Below are 16,323 nucleotides of genomic sequence, written 5' to 3'. Positions count from 1 at the left end.
AAAACGCGCGCCTGCCCCATTTCCAACGCGATCAAATCGATTTAATGGAACCCGCAGAGCTTCGGCCCGGGATATGTGACATGCACGGCACGACAGGACACTCAAGCGCCGCGACCGGCTTCTTTCCAAGTCAGCGCGCGGCCATCTCCGCTCTCTTCTTCGCCAATGGGTTCATTGTCGGAAGCTGGGCCCCGAAGATCCCGGATTTTGCCGGACGCCTGGGCCTGAGCGAAAGCCAGCTCGGCCTGATGATCCTCGTCTTCGGGCTCGGCTCGCTCGTGATGATGCCCGTTGGCGGCGCCATGGTCGCGCGTCTCGGCTCCGCTTTTGTCACCCGCATCACCGCGATCGCCTGCATTCCGGCCTTGCTTCTCCTGACGCTTGCGCCCACCGTTCCTGCGGCCGTCATCGTCATCTTCTTCTTTGGCGGACTCCTTGGCGCGATGGACGTCGCAATGAACGCGAACGCGGTCCATGTCGAAAAGTCCATGCGTCGGGCGATCATGTCGTCCTGCCACGGTTTCTGGAGCCTGGGCGGTCTCGTCGGCGCGGCGCTCGGTGGCGTATTGATTGCAGCGGTCGGCACGATGAACCACGTCATCATCGTCACGCTCGTGCTTGCTGCGATCGTCTTCATCGCGCTGCGCTTCATCAGCGGCGATGCGCTTCCCGAAACGGAAACAAAACAACCGCTTAGACTGCCGAAAAGCGTGTTGCCCTATCTCATCGGCATCATGGCACTCTTTTCCATGACGCCCGAAGGCGCGGTCCTCGATTGGGGCGCGCTTTACCTCCGCCAGGAACTCGACGCGACGCTGGCTCTCTCCGGCATGGCTTTCGGCGCATTCTCGGCAGCCATGGCCGTCATGCGATTTGCCGGCGATCCGATCCGTGACCGTCTCGGTGCGGTGCTGACGCTGCGCATCTGCACGATGTTCGCCATTGTGGGCATGCTCGTCGCCGGTCAGGCTCCCAATGCGACCGTCGCCGTCATCGGCTTCGCCATTGCCGGCATCGGCATTTCGAACATGGTGCCGATCGCCTTTTCGGCTGCCGGCAATTTGCCGGGTTTCGCGCAGGGTATCGCGCTGTCGGTCGTCACCTTCATGGGGTACTCAGGCATCCTGGTGGCGCCGTCGGTCATCGGCTTCATCGCCGAGTACACCGGCTTTGCCGCGGTGTTCACCGCTCTGCCGATCCTGTTCATCGTGGTGCTGGCGCTGTCATCGCTAGCCCGCCACGGAGACATGCAGAAGGACTGACGCGGTCGCTTCCCCGGTCAGCCCGGGTCAGTAAGGCAGCCCGACATAGTTCTCCGCAAGCGAAGCGGATGCAGCTTGCGAATGCACGAGATAGTCGAGCTCGGCCTCCTGAATGCGCTGGCCGAATGGACCCGTATCGTCGAAGCGGTGCATCATCGTCGTCATCCACCAGGAGAACCGCACGGCCTTCCAGACGCGGGCGAGCGCCCGGGTCGAATAGGCATCGAGCGCGGCTTCTGATTTCTCCAGAAAGTGCTCGCGCAGCCCCTCCATCACGTAATGCACGTCCGACACGGCGAGGTTCAGGCCTTTGGCCCCCGTCGGCGGAACGATGTGCGCGGCATCGCCGACCAGGAACAGTCGCCCGAAGCGCATCGGCTCGGCGACGAAGGAGCGCAGCGGCGCGATCGATTTCTCGAATGAAGGCCCCGTCGTCAGCCCATCCGCAACCTCCTGCGGCAGCCGGCGACGCAGTTCGTCCCAGAAGCGCTCGTCCGACCAGTCTTCCACCTTGTCGTCGAGCGAACACTGCACGTAGTAACGGCTGCGCGTCAGCGACCGCATGGAGCAGAGCGCGAAACCGCGCGGATGGTTGGCATAGATCAGCTCGTGGCTGACTGGCTTCACATCGGCCAGGATGCCGAGCCAGCCGAACGGATAGACCTTCTCGAACAGCTTGATAGCGTTCTCCGGTACCGCCTTGCGGCTTGGTCCGTGATAGCCATCGCACCCAACGATGAAGTCACAGTCGATCCGATGCGTCACGCCGTCCGTGCGATAGGTGATATAGGGCTTCTCGCCATCGAAATCGTGCGGCTGCACATCCTCGGCGTTATAGATCGAGGTCGCGCCATCGCGCGCGCGCTGATCGAGAAGATCGTGCGTCACCTCGGTCTGGCCGTAGACCATGACCTTTTTGCCGCCGGTCAGGCTCTCAAGATCGATGCGATGGCGCCGCCCGTCGAAGGTAAGATCGAAACCCGAATGCGGCAGGCCTTCGCGGTGCATGCGCTCGGCAACGCCCGCTTCCTCCAGCATCCGCACCGCGCCCTCTTCCAGGACACCGGCCCGGACGCGCTCGAGGATATAGGCCGCATCGACCCGGTCGAGGATGATGCTGTCGATGCCCGCCTGAGTGAGCAGCCGGCCAAGCAGCAACCCTGACGGTCCCGAGCCGATAATCGCGACCTGCGTGCGGATGACGGACACCGAGTGCTCCTCCCATTCGATCTGTATCTCGCTGCAAAATGTCTTTTGCGCCTCTCGCGGCAAATGGACGGAGCTGGCATTGATGTGGACTTTTCCGCCATCTCGATCCAAGTAGGCCCATGCGCATCATCCCGACCTATGATCTCTATGGCGAGAACCGATCGGACCAACCCTCCGGCGCACCGGAGTTTCTGTTGCATTGCGAGGATATCTACGAGCGCTCGCGTATGCATGGCTGGGAGATCAAGCCGCACCGGCACCGCCGCTACTTTCAAATTCTGCACATTCGATCTGGCACAGCCGAACTCAGCGACGGGCACTCGCATCACCGGCTGGCACTGCCATGCCTCGTCATGGTGCCGGTCGGCACCGTGCACGGCTTTCGCTTCTCGAACGACGTCGAAGGCTTCGTGCTCACCATCGCCGCATCACGGCTCGCCACTTTGCTGGCGGTGGACCTGCTGCCAGCGCTGAGTACCGCCAAGGTTCAGGTCGAACCGCTTGGCGACGATATCGCCGACCATCGTGTCGTGCACGGCATGCTTCAGGAAATCCAGGCGGAATACGCCGCACGGCGCCCCGGCTATGCAGCCTTGGTCGAGAGCCTGCTGACCGCCTCGCTCGTGCGCACCATACGCCAGCGCAATGCCGAACTCGACGACCCGGCGCAGCGCGACAAGGACCGCCTACGGCTCGACAGGCTGATGCAGCTCGTCGAGAGGCATTATCGGGAGCATCGCCCCGTCGGCTTCTACGCGCAGGAGCTCGGGCTTTCCCCCACGCATCTCAACCGCATACTGAAAAGCGCCGAGAACAGAACCGTTCAGCGGCTGCTGGCAGACCGGCTGATCGACGACGCCAAGCGCAGCCTCATTTTCAGCGTTCAGCCCATCAAAACCATCGCTTTGGGACTAGGCTTTACCGATACGGCCTATTTCACCCGCTTTTTCCAGCGCGAGACGGGACTTCAGCCGACTGCCTATCGGCTGAAGAACCAGGACCGCCAGCCTCAGTAGAGCAGTCGCACCAAAGCGAGCGAGATCCCTGGGAAGATCACAAGAATCGCCGTGCGGATGATGTCTGAAGCGACGAAGGGCATGACTGCGGCGTAGGTGGCCGAGATGCGCGTTTCCTTGGACATCGAGTTGATGACGAAAAGGTTCATTCCCACTGGCGGCGTGATCAGACCCACCTCCACCACGATGAGGATGAGGATGCCGAACCATAGCGCGAATTCCTCAGCCGTGAGGCCGAAATCCAGCACCAAAACGATCGGGAAGAAGATCGGCACGGTCAACAGGATCATGGACAGCGAATCCATGAAGCAGCCCATGACGAGGTAAAGAACGAGGATGATCGTCAGCACCATCCAGGGGCTGAACCCCTGCTCGGTCACGAAGGCGGCCATCGTCTGCGGCAGTTGGGAAAGCGCGAGGAAGCTGTTGAAGACCGCGGCACCCAGCACGATGAAGAAGATCATGCCCGTGGCGCCGGCAGTTGAGACGATCGCCTCTTTCAGCGTCGTCCAGTTGAGACCGCGATTGACGAGCGCGATCACGCCCGTGCCGAACGCGCCCACGGCCGCAGCCTCCGTCGGTGTGAAGACGCCGGTATAGATGCCGCCGATCACCGCGATGAAGACGATGAGGACGGGCCAGATGCCGAGAAGAGCACGGAAACGCTCCGAATACGGTGCGCGCTCGCGCTTGCCCACTGCTTCGGGCTTCACCCGCGCATAGATGGCGATCACGATGATGTAGCCAATGGCGGCGAGGATGCCGGGAACGAAAGCAGCGGTAAAAAGCTTCGCGATGTTTTGTTCGGTCAGGATGGCGTAGATGACCAAAATGACCGAGGGCGGAATGAGAATGCCGAGCGTACCGCCTGCGGCCAGCGTCGCGGTGGAGATACCGCCTGCATAGCCGTAGCGCTTGAGTTCCGGCAGCGCGACCTTGCCCATGGTGGCCGCGGTCGCCAGCGACGATCCACAGATGGCCCCGAAACCGGCGCAGGCGCCTATGGCAGCCATGGCGACACCACCCTTGCGGTGGCCGAGCCACGTTTCGGCTGCCCGGAAGAGGGCCTGTGACATGCCGCCAAGCGCCGCGAACTGCCCCATGAGCAGGAACAGCGGAATGATCGACAGCGAATAGGAGGAGAACGTGCCGTAGGTCAGGTTCTTCAGCTGCGCCATGATCATCAGGAACGAGCCGTTGATCGCGAAGCTGCCGCCGATCCCGACGAGCAGCATCGCGAGGCCGATTGGAATTCTGAGAAAGATCAGGACCAGCAGAACCGGGAACGACCAGAGGCCGATTTCGAAATTCGTCACGCGATCGGACCTTGAGACTGCGAACCAACGGGAGGCGCATCATCAGGCCGCACAAGCGCCCTTATGCTGGCGATGAGGCAATAGGCGGCAACGATGACGAAGCCGATGGCGCCGACGAGTCCCAGCGCGTAGGCCCACCAGACGGGATAGCGCAGGATGAAGGATGTTTCGCCATACGCGAGCTTGTCGAGCGTGCCGAGCCAGTGCTGATAGGTGAGGACACCGGCGACGAGCAGCATCAACGCATCGACCAAGACATCGATGACGCGATTGAGGACCGGAGGGAAACGCATCGTCAGAATTTCGACGGAGGCATGCTCGCGGTTGAGCTGACACCAGGCGAGGAAGCTGAACACGGCAAAGCCGGTCGCAGCCTCGACCAGTTCGAAGTCGCCCGGGACGGGCCGGAGACCAACGGAAACTAACGCCCGACCTGAAATCGAGACGATGGTCATCAAGGTTATGTAGATCAGGGCCAGTCCGCCGGCGATCGCCAGCGTCAGCGCCAGATATCGCACGGCTTTCTCGAGCGTCGCCATCCTGTGCAGATCCTCCTACGTCACCATCCGCCCTGGTGTCTGCGGCCCTATCTATTGCGACGCAACGAGAAAGGGCAAGTCCGGCGATGTGCCAGACTTGCCCGTTTCGGATGGATTATTTCACCACGGAGCTCGAAAATGCGCGCCCCGGGGCCTGATCAGACGAAGAACTGACCGCCATTGGCGGAAATGGTGGAGCCGTTGAGGAAACCGGCTTCGTCCGATGCCAGGAAAACGACGCAGCGCGCGATCTCCTCAGGCTCGCCGAGCCTGCCCGCCGGAATCTGCGCGATGATCGAGTCCCGCACCTTTTCCGGCACGGCCATGACCATTTCGGTGGCGATATAGCCTGGGCAGATGGCGTTGACCGTGATGCCGGCGCGCGCGCCTTCCTGAGCAAGGGCCTTGGTGAACCCGAGATCGCCGGCCTTCGCGGCGGAATAATTCGCCTGGCCCATCTGGCCCTTCTGGCCGTTGATCGACGAAATGTTGATCACACGGCCGAACTTGCGATCGCGCATGCCCGTCCAGACCGGATGGGTCATGTTGAACAGGCCGGTCAGGTTGGTGTTGATCACCTCGTTCCACATGTCGGGCGTCATCTTGTGGAACATGGCATCACGGGTGATGCCGGCATTGTTGACGAGCACGTCGATCGGGCCCACTTCGGCCTCGACCTTGGCGATACCCTCTTTGCAGGCGTCGTAGCTCGATACGTCCCACTTGAAGACGGCAATGCCAGTCTCTTCCTTGAAGGCCGCAGCCTTCTCGTCATTGCCGGCATAGGTCGCGGCGACCGTATAGCCGGCATCCTTCAACGCCTTGGAAATCGCCGCCCCGATCCCGCGCGAACCACCCGTCACCAATGCTACTCGTGCCATTCTCTGCCATCCTCCCGATGCACTGAAAATTCATGGGAGCCGGGGGCTCTGTCGGCCCCCTCGCTCAGATCAAACCTGCGGTATCAAAGGCGCTCGAGGCACATGGCCACACCCATGCCGCCGCCGATGCAGAGCGTGGCGAGGCCCTTCTTGGCATCGCGCCGTGCCATCTCGAACAGCAGCGTGTTCAGGATGCGTGCGCCCGATGCGCCGACCGGGTGACCGATGGCGATCGCGCCGCCATTGACGTTGACGATCTCCGGGTTCCAGCCGAGATCCTTGTTGACCGCGCAGGCCTGAGCCGCGAACGCCTCGTTGGCTTCCACGAGATCGAGATCGTCGATCTTCCAGCCGGCACGCTCCAGCGCCTTGCGGGAAGCCGGAATCGGGCCGGTGCCCATGATCTGCGGATCGACGCCGGCCGTGGCCCAGGACACGATCCGCGCCATCGGCGTGATACCGCGCCGGGAAGCTTCGGCTTCGCTCATCAGCACCGCAGCGGCGGCGCCATCATTGATGCCGGACGCGTTGCCGGCCGTGACCGTGCCTTCCTTGTCGAAAGCCGGCTTCAATTTCTGCATTCCTTCCAGCGTGGCGCCGGCGCGGATATACTCGTCCTGATCGACGACGGTATCGCCCTTGCGGCCCTTGACGGTGAACGGCACGATCTCGTCCTTGAAGCGGCCGGCCTGCTGCGCAGCTTCCGCCTTGTTTTGCGACGCAACGGCAAAGGCATCCTGGTCGTCGCGCGAAAGCTGCCACTGGCGGGCAACGTTCTCGGCTGTATTGCCCATGTGGTAGCCGTAGAAGGCATCCATCAGGCCGTCCTTGATCATGGTGTCGACCATCTTGAAGTCGCCCATCTTCACGCCGCCACGCAAATGCGCGCAATGCGGTGCCATCGACATGGATTCTTGCCCGCCGGCAACGATGATGTCGGCATCGCCGGTGGCGATCTGCTGCATGCCGATCGCAACGGCGCGCAGGCCGGAGCCGCACAGCTGGTTGAGGCCCCAGGCGGTCGCTTCCTGCGGGATGCCGGCGCCCATGGCGGCCTGGCGAGCCGGGTTCTGGCCCTGCCCCGCCGTCAAGATCTGGCCGAGGATGACCTCGTTCACTTCCTTCGGATCGACGCCCGCGCGTTCCAGCGCGCCCTTGATCGCGACCGCGCCCAGTTCATGGGCAGGCACCGAAGCGAATGAACCATTGAAAGAGCCGACTGCCGTGCGCGCGGCGCTGGCGATGACGATCGATTGTGCGGAAGCCATGATGATGAAAATCCCGTTTTGCGAGTGCTTTTCTTAACCGCGCAGCCAATCTGGCTGCCGCAGCGTCCTTTGCCAGAGAAACTGACCGACCTCCCGCCTCAAGTCAAATCCGTCTTGGCCTCGCTCGGCCAGCATCTGAGAGCGAGACGCACACCGTGCTGCGGTGCAGTAGAAGAAGGTTCGCCGCATCGCACAAAGCATTTGTCAACGGCGCGGCATATCGCCTACAGTTTGCATCCAGCAGTATGGCTGCCGGTTCGATTTTGGTTGTAAGGGGAGAGCATGGCCAAAAAAGACGGTGACATCATCATCAAGAAATACGCCAACCGGCGTCTCTACAACACCGGCACGAGCACCTATGTCACTCTCGATGATCTCGCGGTCATGGTGAAGAATGGCGAGGACTTCATCGTCCAGGACGCCAAATCCGGCGACGACATCACCCATTCAGTCCTCACGCAAATCATCTTCGAACAGGAATCGAAGACCGGAAACACCTTGCTTCCCGTCTCTTTCCTGCGCCAGCTCATCGGATTCTACGGCGATCAGATGCAGATGGTCGTGCCGACCTATCTCGAGCAGACCATGCAGGCCTTCACATCGCAGCAGGGCCAGATGCGCGAGCAGATGACGAAGGCATTCGGCGACAATCCGATGGCGCGCAACATGCAGATCCCCATGCAGATGGCCGAGGAACAGGTTCGCCGCAACACCGAGATCTTCCAGCAGGCAATGCGCATGTTTTCACCCTTCAACGCCACGGCGAAGGAAGCGAGCCCAGAAGGGGAACGCAAGAAGACCGGCGACAATCGCGACCTGAACGAGCTCAAGGATCAGTTGCGCGCCCTTCAGGAGAAGCTCGACCGCATGGGCGAGTGAGCCGCTCTAGCGCTTCATGGAACAACTGTTTCGCCTTCGGGAGGCTTGGCAACCCGTGTGCTCTGGCATCCACTGCGGCGAACCCAATTGAAATGAAAGTGAATCCTTACCGATGACCGACCTACCACTTGCCAAGGGCAATCGCATCATCACCGGCGCGCTCGCACAGGCCAAGGAAATGGGACTGAAACCGCTTGGCGTCGTGGTTCTGGATGCGGGCGGCCATGTGAAGGCGTTTCAGCGCCAGGACGGCGCATCGATGCTGCGTTTCGACATGGGTGCCGGCAAGGCTTATGGCGCGCTATCGGTCGGCTCGGGCTCGCGCTGGCTGCATGACCAGGCCGCGACCCGGCCCCACTTCCTGACGGGCATGGTCGGCATCTCCGACGGCAAGATCCTGCCGGTGCCTGGTGGCGTGCTGATCAAGGACAAGAAAGGCACCATCCTCGGCGCAGTCGGCATCTCCGGCGATACCGCCGACAATGACGAGACGGTAGCCGTTGCCGGCATCGAGGCCGCCGGCCTCGTCGCGCAGAAGGACTAGCGCGCCAAGATCGCCTCTTCGGCCGCTGGTCAGTCTAGCGGCCGAGACCGATCGACACGTCACGCGATGCGCTGCGCAGCGCGACAGTGAAGCCGGCCGCCACGTCGACGAAGGCGATCGCGGTCAGGATGAAGAACACGTCCGTGGCAGCGCTCTGAAACAGCAGAAATTCGATCAGGAAAACGAGAAAGACGACCAGCGACAGGAGATGGTCGACGATCTGGAACGGTCCGGTGCGCGTTGCCTTGACGATTTCGGCAAACAGCATCACCAACGCGATGACGATGATCAAATCGCCGAAGCTGAGCGTCCAGACCGCGCCCGATACCATTTGCAGGCTCGTCACCTCGCTTGCCAGCCATTCCGGCCCTCCGAAGCCGACGATGCCGAACATCGCGATGTTGTAGAGGACAAACGGAACGATCATCAGGGGGAAGGCGGTCAGCACGGCGGTCTCCGTCCAAGTCTATCGACAGGCGATCCTGCGCCTCGGCAGCGGATTCGTCACCTCATGATGAGCGCGATACACGCATCCGCAACAGAAAAAGGCCGGCGCAAGCCAGCCTTTCGCAAAATCTGATCGAAACGGCGATCCATTGTGACCGCCGGACAAGCGCTTATGCGCTTTCCTTCGGCGTCAGAACCTGACGACCGCGGTACATGCCGGTCTTGAGGTCGACGTGGTGCGGACGGCGCAGTTCGCCGGAATTCTTGTCCTCGACATAGGTCGGGGCCTTGATAGCATCTGCCGAACGACGCATGCCGCGCTTGGACGGCGTCGTTTTTCTTTTAGGTACAGCCATGGTTCACTCCATTCGCGGGCGACAAGAAACGCCTGATTGCTCGACTGATCGTCGAAGACAGACGTTGCCGAATTCGGAAATTTGGCGGGTTCATACAGTGTCGGCAGCCGTTTGACCAGCGGCCACGGCATTTTTTTGACGAAACGCCTCAGTGTTCTTCTTCTGCCACCACCCACGCCTCTTGGCGGCTCGCATCCGCCCACTCCTGATAGGCAGGCAGCGCCTTCATCCGCTCCATATAGGCCAGAACTTCGGCATTCTCGGTCAATGCATACACGTCGAAGCGGTTGACCACCGGCGCAAACATGGCGTCTGCCGCAGAAAATTCGCCATAGAGAAAAGGCCCGCCGGATTGCGCCAGCGCCGAAGTCCAGATGTCGGTGATGCGCGCGACATCCGCTTGCGCCGCCGCGCTCACGGGAATGGCGCGCCGAGCACGCCGCATGTTCATCGGGCATTCGTTGCGCAGCGCCTGGAAACCCGCATGCATCTCCGAGGAAATGGCCCGCGCCCGGGCGCGAGCCGACGTGTCCGCAGGCCAGAGCGTCGGGTGCGTTTCTGCCAGATATTCAAGGATCGCCAAAGTTTCCCAGATGACGAGGTTGCCATCCTGCAGCACAGGCACCTTCCCTGTCGGAGAGAACGCCCGAAATGCAGGATTGGTGCCGCCATCGCTGAAGGGGATCAGTTCCTCGTCGAACTCGATCCCGGCCATGCGCATCGCAAGCCATGGGCGAAACGACCAGGATGAATAGGTCTTGTTGGCGATGAACAGGGTGAGGCGGGACATGGGGCTCTCCGACGACTGGCGGCGAACCTATAGCGTTGAGGTTCGGTCGCACCAGTCAGATCGCGTCATCTATCCATAAAGACAGGTGATATAGGCACCCGATTGCCGCGCGCGCCCCTCGATGTTGCCGGCCAGCCGCCGCAATCCATCGCCCGGAGAACCGGCATTGCGCTGGTGGGGATTGGGCAGCGATACGGCCAGTAGCGCGGATTGGCTGGCATTCAGATTGGCAGCCGATACGCCGAAATGGTGCTGTGCCGCCGCCTCGATGCCGTAAACGCCCGGCGCCCATTCGGCGATATTGAGATAGATCTCCATCATTCGCTGCTTCGGCCAAATGTAATCCGAAGCCATGGCGAGCGGGACCTCCAGCGCCTTGCGCACGAAGGACCGACCCGGCCACAGGAAGAGGTTCTTCGCAGTCTGCATCGGGATCGTGCTCGCGCCGCGGGTCGATTCTCCTTCCAGCGCGCCGTCGATGACCGAGTTGAGCGCCTCCCAGTCGATGCCGTCATGGGCGCAGAACTGGCCGTCTTCCGACATCATCACCGATTGAACGAGCACCGGCGCCACATCTTCGAAGGGAACCCAAGTGCGCTCGACGCCCTGGCCCGTGACGAGGCCATAGGCCATCAGCGTCGACCAGGGCCGAACGATCTCGATGCGGTAAAGCAGGATCAGGAGATAGGGGAGGATGAGAAGGAAGACGCCAAGGAGGAACAGCCGCCCGATCCAGCGGCCGATGCCCGCCCGTTTGCGGCGGCCGCGTGGTTTCGTTTCAAAGTTCTCACCGAAATGCCGGTGTCGCTGCGACAAGGCCGCCTATCCTTCTGCCGTCTCGATTTCTCCATAGCTTCGCAGCCGGAGCATTGCCACTGCTTTCAGGAAATCGTTGCCGATGAGGCCCGGCCCATGCCAAGAGGGCGCCATGGACTTGCCCTTCGATTTCGAAAGCCAACTGGCCGCCCGCGCAACGCTCGTCGAGCGACGACTAGCCGATCGGCTGGACGGAACGCCGCGCCCGGGAGAGATCGTGCTGCCACCGCGCATCCTCTCGGCCATGCGCTATGCGCTGCTTGGTGGTGGAAAGCGCATCCGACCGTTCCTCGTCATGGAAGCAGCCGCTCTTTTTATGCCCGATGCCGACACCGAGGCGGCTGCGCTGGACGTGGCGGCGGCGCTCGAGTGCATCCACACCTATTCGCTCGTGCATGACGACCTGCCCGCGATGGACGACGATGCGCTGCGGCGTGGGCGCCCCACGCTTCACATCGCCTATGACGAGGCGACCGCAATACTCGCCGGCGATGCGCTGCTGACGCTTGCCTTCGACATGGTCACGGACCCCTCGACCAGCCTTGCACCCGAACGGCGCGTGGCGCTTGTCAGCGCGCTTTCCCGAGCGGCCGGCTTCGGCGGCATGGTCGGCGGACAGATGATCGATCTCGCATCAGAGAACAGACACCTTTCGGAAGAAGAGATCGTCACGCTCCAGGCCATGAAGACCGGCGCGTTGCTGCGCTTCGCCTGCGAGGCCGGCGCCATCGTGTGCGGAGCCACGCCGGACGACCGCGAACGGCTGTCGCGGTTCGGGGAAGCGATCGGGCTTGCCTTCCAGCTCGCCGACGATCTTCTCGACCTGACGGCAGACGAAGCCGCAATGGGCAAGGCAACGGGCAAGGACGCCGATCGGGGCAAGGCGACACTCGTCAGCCTGCATGGGGCAGAATGGGCACATACCCAGCTCCGGGGTCTTGTCGACGCGGCGGTCGAACTGTTGGAACCCTTCGGCGACCGCGCCGAGCCGCTGCGCCAGGCGGCCGGTTTCATCGCCAACCGCCGGAACTGAGACCGCCGGCCTTCCGGCCTGCGAACAGGCAACGCACGCTTTCTTAACCCTGACCGACGATGTTTGCTGCGGGGCAACAACGGGCTGGGCACAAAGAAATCAATGGCGAGGATCAGTTCGATCGGCATCTTCGGAAGCAACCGCTGGGCCTGGAGCCTGCGGTGCTGCTACGTCCTGTCCCTGGTGCTGATCGGCGTCATCTGCTTCTATTTCTTCCTGCAGCAGCGCGAGCAGGTGATCGACATCAACCGCATCGGGGCGCTCGGCGAACAATTTGCCCAGCTCGATGTGCAGATGGCCGACCTTGCTACCTATTCCGAAACCGTCGCGCAGCGCTTTCCGTCCGAACGCCCCCGCCTGTCACCCGCGCTTCGCGCCATGACGCTTGCCGAGCGGCGCGAGCGTTTGGCCGCACAGCCGGTCGATCCCGATGTTCAGCCGGTGAAGGCCGCGTTGCGCTTTCGGCTCGACAAGGCCGAGGCTGAAATGCGTGGCCTGGAAGTCTATTGGAATGCTGCGCCAGCCACCCTGCAGACGCGGATCATCAACGCGTCGCCCTATATGTCGGCCCGCGACCCTTTTCAGCACTACCGGCTAATGCTGGATCGCGTGCGGGTGGAGAGCGCCCGTTCGAAATTCGACATGCATTGGACCGCGCGCGAAATCTTCTCGCTCTATGACAACAATGTCTCCGTCACCAATCTGAAGGCGCAGATCGAAGTCCGCTCCTATCTCGAGCGACTGTCGCGCAATCAGGGCAACACGCTGCAGCAATTCCTGCTTATCACCATCGCGGCGCTGCTGGCTCTGCTGTTCCTCGTCTTCATCCCGATGGATTTTGCCGTGCAGCGCATCGTCAAGCGGCTTTCGGCGAAGCAGAAGGAGACCGATCGCGCCATGGTCCGGGCGCTTGCCGCAGATCGGGCAAAGTCCGAGTTCCTGGCCAATATGAGCCACGAAATCCGAACACCGATGAACGGCGTTCTCGGGATGGCGGAGCTTCTGGCTAAGACTGACCTCACGGCGAAGCAACGCACCTTCACCGATGTCATCGTCAAATCCGGCAACGCATTGCTGACGATCATCAACGACATTCTGGATTTCTCGAAAATCGACGCGAACCAGATCGAGCTCGACCCTGCGCCCTTCAGCCTGGCCGAGACGGTCGAAGACGTGGCAACCCTGGTTTCCGGCCGCGTTTCCGAAAAAGACCTCGAATTGATCGTGCGGGTGCAGCCCGATCTTCCGGCCATGCTCGTCGGCGATGTCGGCCGTCTGCGTCAGGTGCTGACCAACCTCGTCGGCAACGCCGTCAAGTTCACCGAAGCGGGCCACGTCCTCGTCGACGTCTCCGGCACGGTACGCGAAGGCCATGTGGAGATCGCTTTCACCATCGAGGACACGGGCATCGGCATCCCCGCCGACAAGCTCGACACGATCTTCGACAAGTTCAGCCAGGTCGATGCATCCTCGACCCGCCGCCACGAAGGCACGGGCCTCGGTTTGGCGATCGCACGCCGCCTGATCAATCTCATGGGCGGCGACATCGCAGTCACCTCTACCTATGGCCGCGGATCGACCTTTTCCTTCGCAATCGAGCTGCCGATCCACGAAGCGGAAGGCGCCAAGCCGCAGCGCATCCTTCCAACGGATCTGCGCGGCGCGGGCGTTTTGATCATCGAGGACAACGCGATCAACCGCGACATCCTGATCGAGCAGTTCCGGAGCTGGCATTTTGACTGCGTGGCGGTCGAGAGCGGCCCGGCCGGTATCGCGTTCCTGCAGGAGGCTCATTCGCTCGGTGCCAAGGTCGACCTGATCGTCCTCGACTATCAGATGCCCGAAATGAATGGTGGCGATGTCGCCCGCCACCTGCGCGGCGATGCCCGATTGGCCGATGTCCCGATCCTCGTCCTCTCCTCCGTCGATCAGCACACGCAGATGCGTTTCGTGCGCGAACTCGGCATCGAGGCGCATCTGAACAAACCGACGCGCTCGTCGCTGCTTCTGGAAACGGCAACCAGCGTGATCCAAGCCGCCCGCAGCGGCGCGCCCAGGGCACGGCCGGTCGTGCATGAGAGCCGGGCACCTGCCGAGCTCAAGACGCCTGCACCGAAGCCGGTGAAGGACGCGTCACAAGCCATGGCGGAGACACGGCAAAAGCCGGCACGGACCAACACCGACCGCATCGATATTCTCGTCGCCGAAGACAACGAGGTGAACCAGATTGTCTTCACGCAGGCGCTGCAGGAACTGCCCTACGCCTTCAAGATCGTGGGCAACGGCCGCCTCGCGCTGATGCAGTGGGAAGCGTTGCGTCCCTCGCTGATCCTGATGGATGTCTCGATGCCGGAAATGAACGGCCACGAGGCGACCGCTGCGATCCGCCGCCGTGAAATGCAGCTTGGCCTCTCGCGCACGCCGATCGTCGGCATCACGGCGCATGCACTGAAGGGCGACCGGGAGAAGTGCCTGGAAGTTGGCATGGACGACTATATGTCGAAGCCGATTTCACCGGACATGCTGGCCGCCAAGGTCAATCACTGGCTCGCAGAGCTGAGCGAACTGCGGCGCGCCTGATCAGCCGCTCTCGGCTTAGGCGAGATAACGCGCTCAGGCAGAACGGCCGAAACGCTGCTCGATATAATCTGCCACCAGCGCCTGGAAATCCTGGGCGATGTTCGGACCGCGCAGCGTCTTGGCCTTCTTGCCGTCGATGAAGACCGGCGCAGCCGGGCTTTCGCCCGTTCCCGGCAAGGAGATGCCGATATCGGCGTGCTTGGACTCACCCGGGCCGTTGACGATGCACCCCATCACCGCGACCTGCAGGTTCTCGACGCCCGGATAACGGTCGCGCCAAACCGGCATGTTGCGTCTGAGATCACCTTCGATCGTCTGGGCCAGCTCCTGGAAGACGGTCGATGTCGTACGCCCGCAGCCCGGGCATGCGGCGACCACCGGCAGGAACTGGCGGAAGCCCATGGTCTGCAGCAGTTCCTGCGCAACGATCACCTCGCGGGTGCGATCGCCATTCGGCTCCGGCGTCAGCGAAATGCGGATCGTGTCGCCGACACCCTGCTGAAGCACGATGCCCATGGCGGCCGCAGAGGCGACGATGCCCTTGGACCCCATGCCCGCTTCCGTCAGCCCGAGATGCAGCGCATGGTTCGTGCGCAGCGCAAGCTCGAGATTGACGGCGATCAGATCCTGCACCTGGCTGACCTTTGCCGACAGGATGATGCGGTTGCGTGGCAGGCCGATTTCCTCGGCGAGCTCGGCCGATAAAAGCGCCGACTGGATGATCGCCTCGCGCGTCACTTCGCGCGCCGTCATGGGAGAGCCCTTGGCCTGGTTTTCGTCCATCAGGCGCGTCAGCAGTTCCTGATCGAGCGAGCCCCAGTTCACACCGATGCGCACCGGCTTGTCGTAACGGATCGCCTGCTCGATGATCTGCGTGAACTGCCGGTCGCGCTTGTCCTTGAAACCGACATTGCCGGGATTGATGCGATATTTGGCGAGCGCAGCGGCGCAATCGGGATGATCGGCAAGAAGCGTGTGGCCGATATAATGGAAGTCGCCGACGAGCGGCACGTCGATGCCGAGGCGATCGAGACGCTCGCGAATCCGCGGCACGGCGGCAGCACTTTCCGGCCGATCGACCGTGATGCGGACGATTTCCGATCCGGCGCGGTTCAGCGCGGCGACCTGGGCGACCGTGGCGTCGATATCGGCCGTATCGGTGTTCGTCATGGACTGCACGACCACCGGAGCACCGCCACCAACGATGACGCCGCCGACATCCACCGCGACCGATGCGCGCCGGGAGAGCGGGGCCGTCAGGTAGGATTGAGCCGAATTCGGGTTGCGATCGAGCATGGCGCGTCCTTCAAACGATGGACCGATAGGCGAGCCCATCGGCTGGCTTCAGGTGATATAGCCCCGCTTCATTGTCAACGTCCCTTCGCGC

The 16,323-nt window shown here is 62.3% G+C and carries 16 protein-coding genes; 6 read left to right on the top strand and 10 right to left on the bottom strand.

What is annotated here, in order from left to right:
- Nucleotides 1-80 precede the first annotated feature (80 nt).
- Complete coding sequence (locus tag QQL76_RS00695) at nt 81-1,262, top strand: MFS transporter (RefSeq protein ID WP_499205934.1); 1,182 nt, start codon at nt 81-83, stop codon at nt 1,260-1,262.
- Nucleotides 1,263-1,289: 27 nt separating this feature from the next.
- On the opposite strand, the gene pobA is transcribed toward QQL76_RS00695, so the two are convergent.
- A complete protein-coding gene (gene pobA / locus QQL76_RS00690) occupies nt 1,290-2,462 on the bottom strand; it encodes a 4-hydroxybenzoate 3-monooxygenase (RefSeq protein WP_499207080.1) in 1,173 nt (390 codons plus the stop codon).
- Between the two features lie 128 nt (nt 2,463-2,590).
- Between pobA and QQL76_RS00685 the strand changes: the two genes are divergently transcribed.
- On the top strand, nt 2,591-3,487 hold the full coding sequence (locus QQL76_RS00685) for a helix-turn-helix domain-containing protein (RefSeq protein WP_499205933.1): 897 nt from the start codon (nt 2,591-2,593) through the stop codon (nt 3,485-3,487).
- Here the strand turns inward: QQL76_RS00685 and QQL76_RS00680 are convergent.
- The 4 genes from QQL76_RS00680 to QQL76_RS00665 form a co-directional block, all read right to left on the bottom strand.
- The gene (locus QQL76_RS00680) at nt 3,481-4,803 is read right to left on the bottom strand and encodes a TRAP transporter large permease (RefSeq protein ID WP_499205932.1); all 1,323 of its coding nucleotides are present in this window, start codon (nt 4,801-4,803) and stop codon (nt 3,481-3,483) included. The genes QQL76_RS00685 and QQL76_RS00680 overlap by 7 nt on opposite strands.
- A complete protein-coding gene (locus QQL76_RS00675; protein ID WP_499205931.1) occupies nt 4,800-5,342 on the bottom strand; it encodes a TRAP transporter small permease in 543 nt (180 codons plus the stop codon). The genes QQL76_RS00680 and QQL76_RS00675 overlap by 4 nt, the downstream gene beginning before the upstream one ends.
- A gap of 158 nt (nt 5,343-5,500) precedes the next feature.
- Nucleotides 5,501-6,223, bottom strand: a complete 723-nt coding sequence (locus tag QQL76_RS00670) for a beta-ketoacyl-ACP reductase (protein WP_499205930.1) — start codon at nt 6,221-6,223, stop codon at nt 5,501-5,503.
- 83 nt (nt 6,224-6,306) lie between these two features.
- Nucleotides 6,307-7,491, bottom strand: coding sequence for an acetyl-CoA C-acetyltransferase (locus QQL76_RS00665; RefSeq protein WP_126008132.1), 1,185 nt, complete (start codon nt 7,489-7,491; stop codon nt 6,307-6,309).
- Between the two features lie 282 nt (nt 7,492-7,773).
- On the opposite strand from QQL76_RS00665, the gene phaR reads away from it, so the two are divergent.
- Nucleotides 7,774-8,370, top strand: coding sequence for a polyhydroxyalkanoate synthesis repressor PhaR (gene phaR, locus QQL76_RS00660; protein WP_499205929.1), 597 nt, complete (start codon nt 7,774-7,776; stop codon nt 8,368-8,370).
- A gap of 112 nt (nt 8,371-8,482) precedes the next feature.
- Nucleotides 8,483-8,914, top strand: a complete 432-nt coding sequence (locus QQL76_RS00655) for a GlcG/HbpS family heme-binding protein (RefSeq protein WP_499205928.1) — start codon at nt 8,483-8,485, stop codon at nt 8,912-8,914.
- A gap of 34 nt (nt 8,915-8,948) precedes the next feature.
- Here QQL76_RS00655 and QQL76_RS00650 read toward each other — a convergent pair whose 3' ends face one another.
- From QQL76_RS00650 to QQL76_RS00635, 4 genes are all read right to left on the bottom strand, one after another.
- Nucleotides 8,949-9,362, bottom strand: a complete 414-nt coding sequence (locus QQL76_RS00650) for a hypothetical protein (RefSeq protein ID WP_126008125.1) — start codon at nt 9,360-9,362, stop codon at nt 8,949-8,951.
- Between the two features lie 169 nt (nt 9,363-9,531).
- Nucleotides 9,532-9,717 carry a 50S ribosomal protein L32 gene (gene rpmF / locus QQL76_RS00645; protein WP_126008123.1) on the bottom strand — a complete coding sequence of 62 codons (186 nt, stop codon included), beginning with the start codon at nt 9,715-9,717 and terminating at the stop codon, nt 9,532-9,534.
- Nucleotides 9,718-9,865: 148 nt separating this feature from the next.
- On the bottom strand, nt 9,866-10,507 hold the full coding sequence (locus QQL76_RS00640) for a glutathione S-transferase family protein (RefSeq protein WP_499205927.1): 642 nt from the start codon (nt 10,505-10,507) through the stop codon (nt 9,866-9,868).
- Nucleotides 10,508-10,576: 69 nt separating this feature from the next.
- On the bottom strand, nt 10,577-11,251 hold the full coding sequence (locus tag QQL76_RS00635; RefSeq protein WP_499207079.1) for a biosynthetic peptidoglycan transglycosylase: 675 nt from the start codon (nt 11,249-11,251) through the stop codon (nt 10,577-10,579).
- Between the two features lie 184 nt (nt 11,252-11,435).
- On the opposite strand from QQL76_RS00635, the gene QQL76_RS00630 reads away from it, so the two are divergent.
- Entirely contained in the window at nt 11,436-12,356 is a 921-nt protein-coding gene (locus QQL76_RS00630; protein WP_499205926.1) for a polyprenyl synthetase family protein, read from the top strand.
- Between the two features lie 102 nt (nt 12,357-12,458).
- Nucleotides 12,459-14,936, top strand: coding sequence for a hybrid sensor histidine kinase/response regulator (locus QQL76_RS00625; protein WP_499205925.1), 2,478 nt, complete (start codon nt 12,459-12,461; stop codon nt 14,934-14,936).
- 33 nt (nt 14,937-14,969) lie between these two features.
- Here QQL76_RS00625 and ispG read toward each other — a convergent pair whose 3' ends face one another.
- Nucleotides 14,970-16,232, bottom strand: coding sequence for a flavodoxin/ferredoxin-dependent (E)-4-hydroxy-3-methylbut-2-enyl-diphosphate synthase (ispG, locus tag QQL76_RS00620; RefSeq protein ID WP_499205924.1), 1,263 nt, complete (start codon nt 16,230-16,232; stop codon nt 14,970-14,972).
- Nucleotides 16,233-16,323: the final 91 nt, after the last annotated feature.

This window comes from Rhizobium albus, assembly GCA_030160035.1.
GTDB lineage: Bacteria > Pseudomonadota > Alphaproteobacteria > Rhizobiales > Rhizobiaceae > Georhizobium > Georhizobium albus.
Note: the sequence above shows the minus strand (reverse complement) of the source record. Positions and strands in the feature narration are given on the sequence as shown.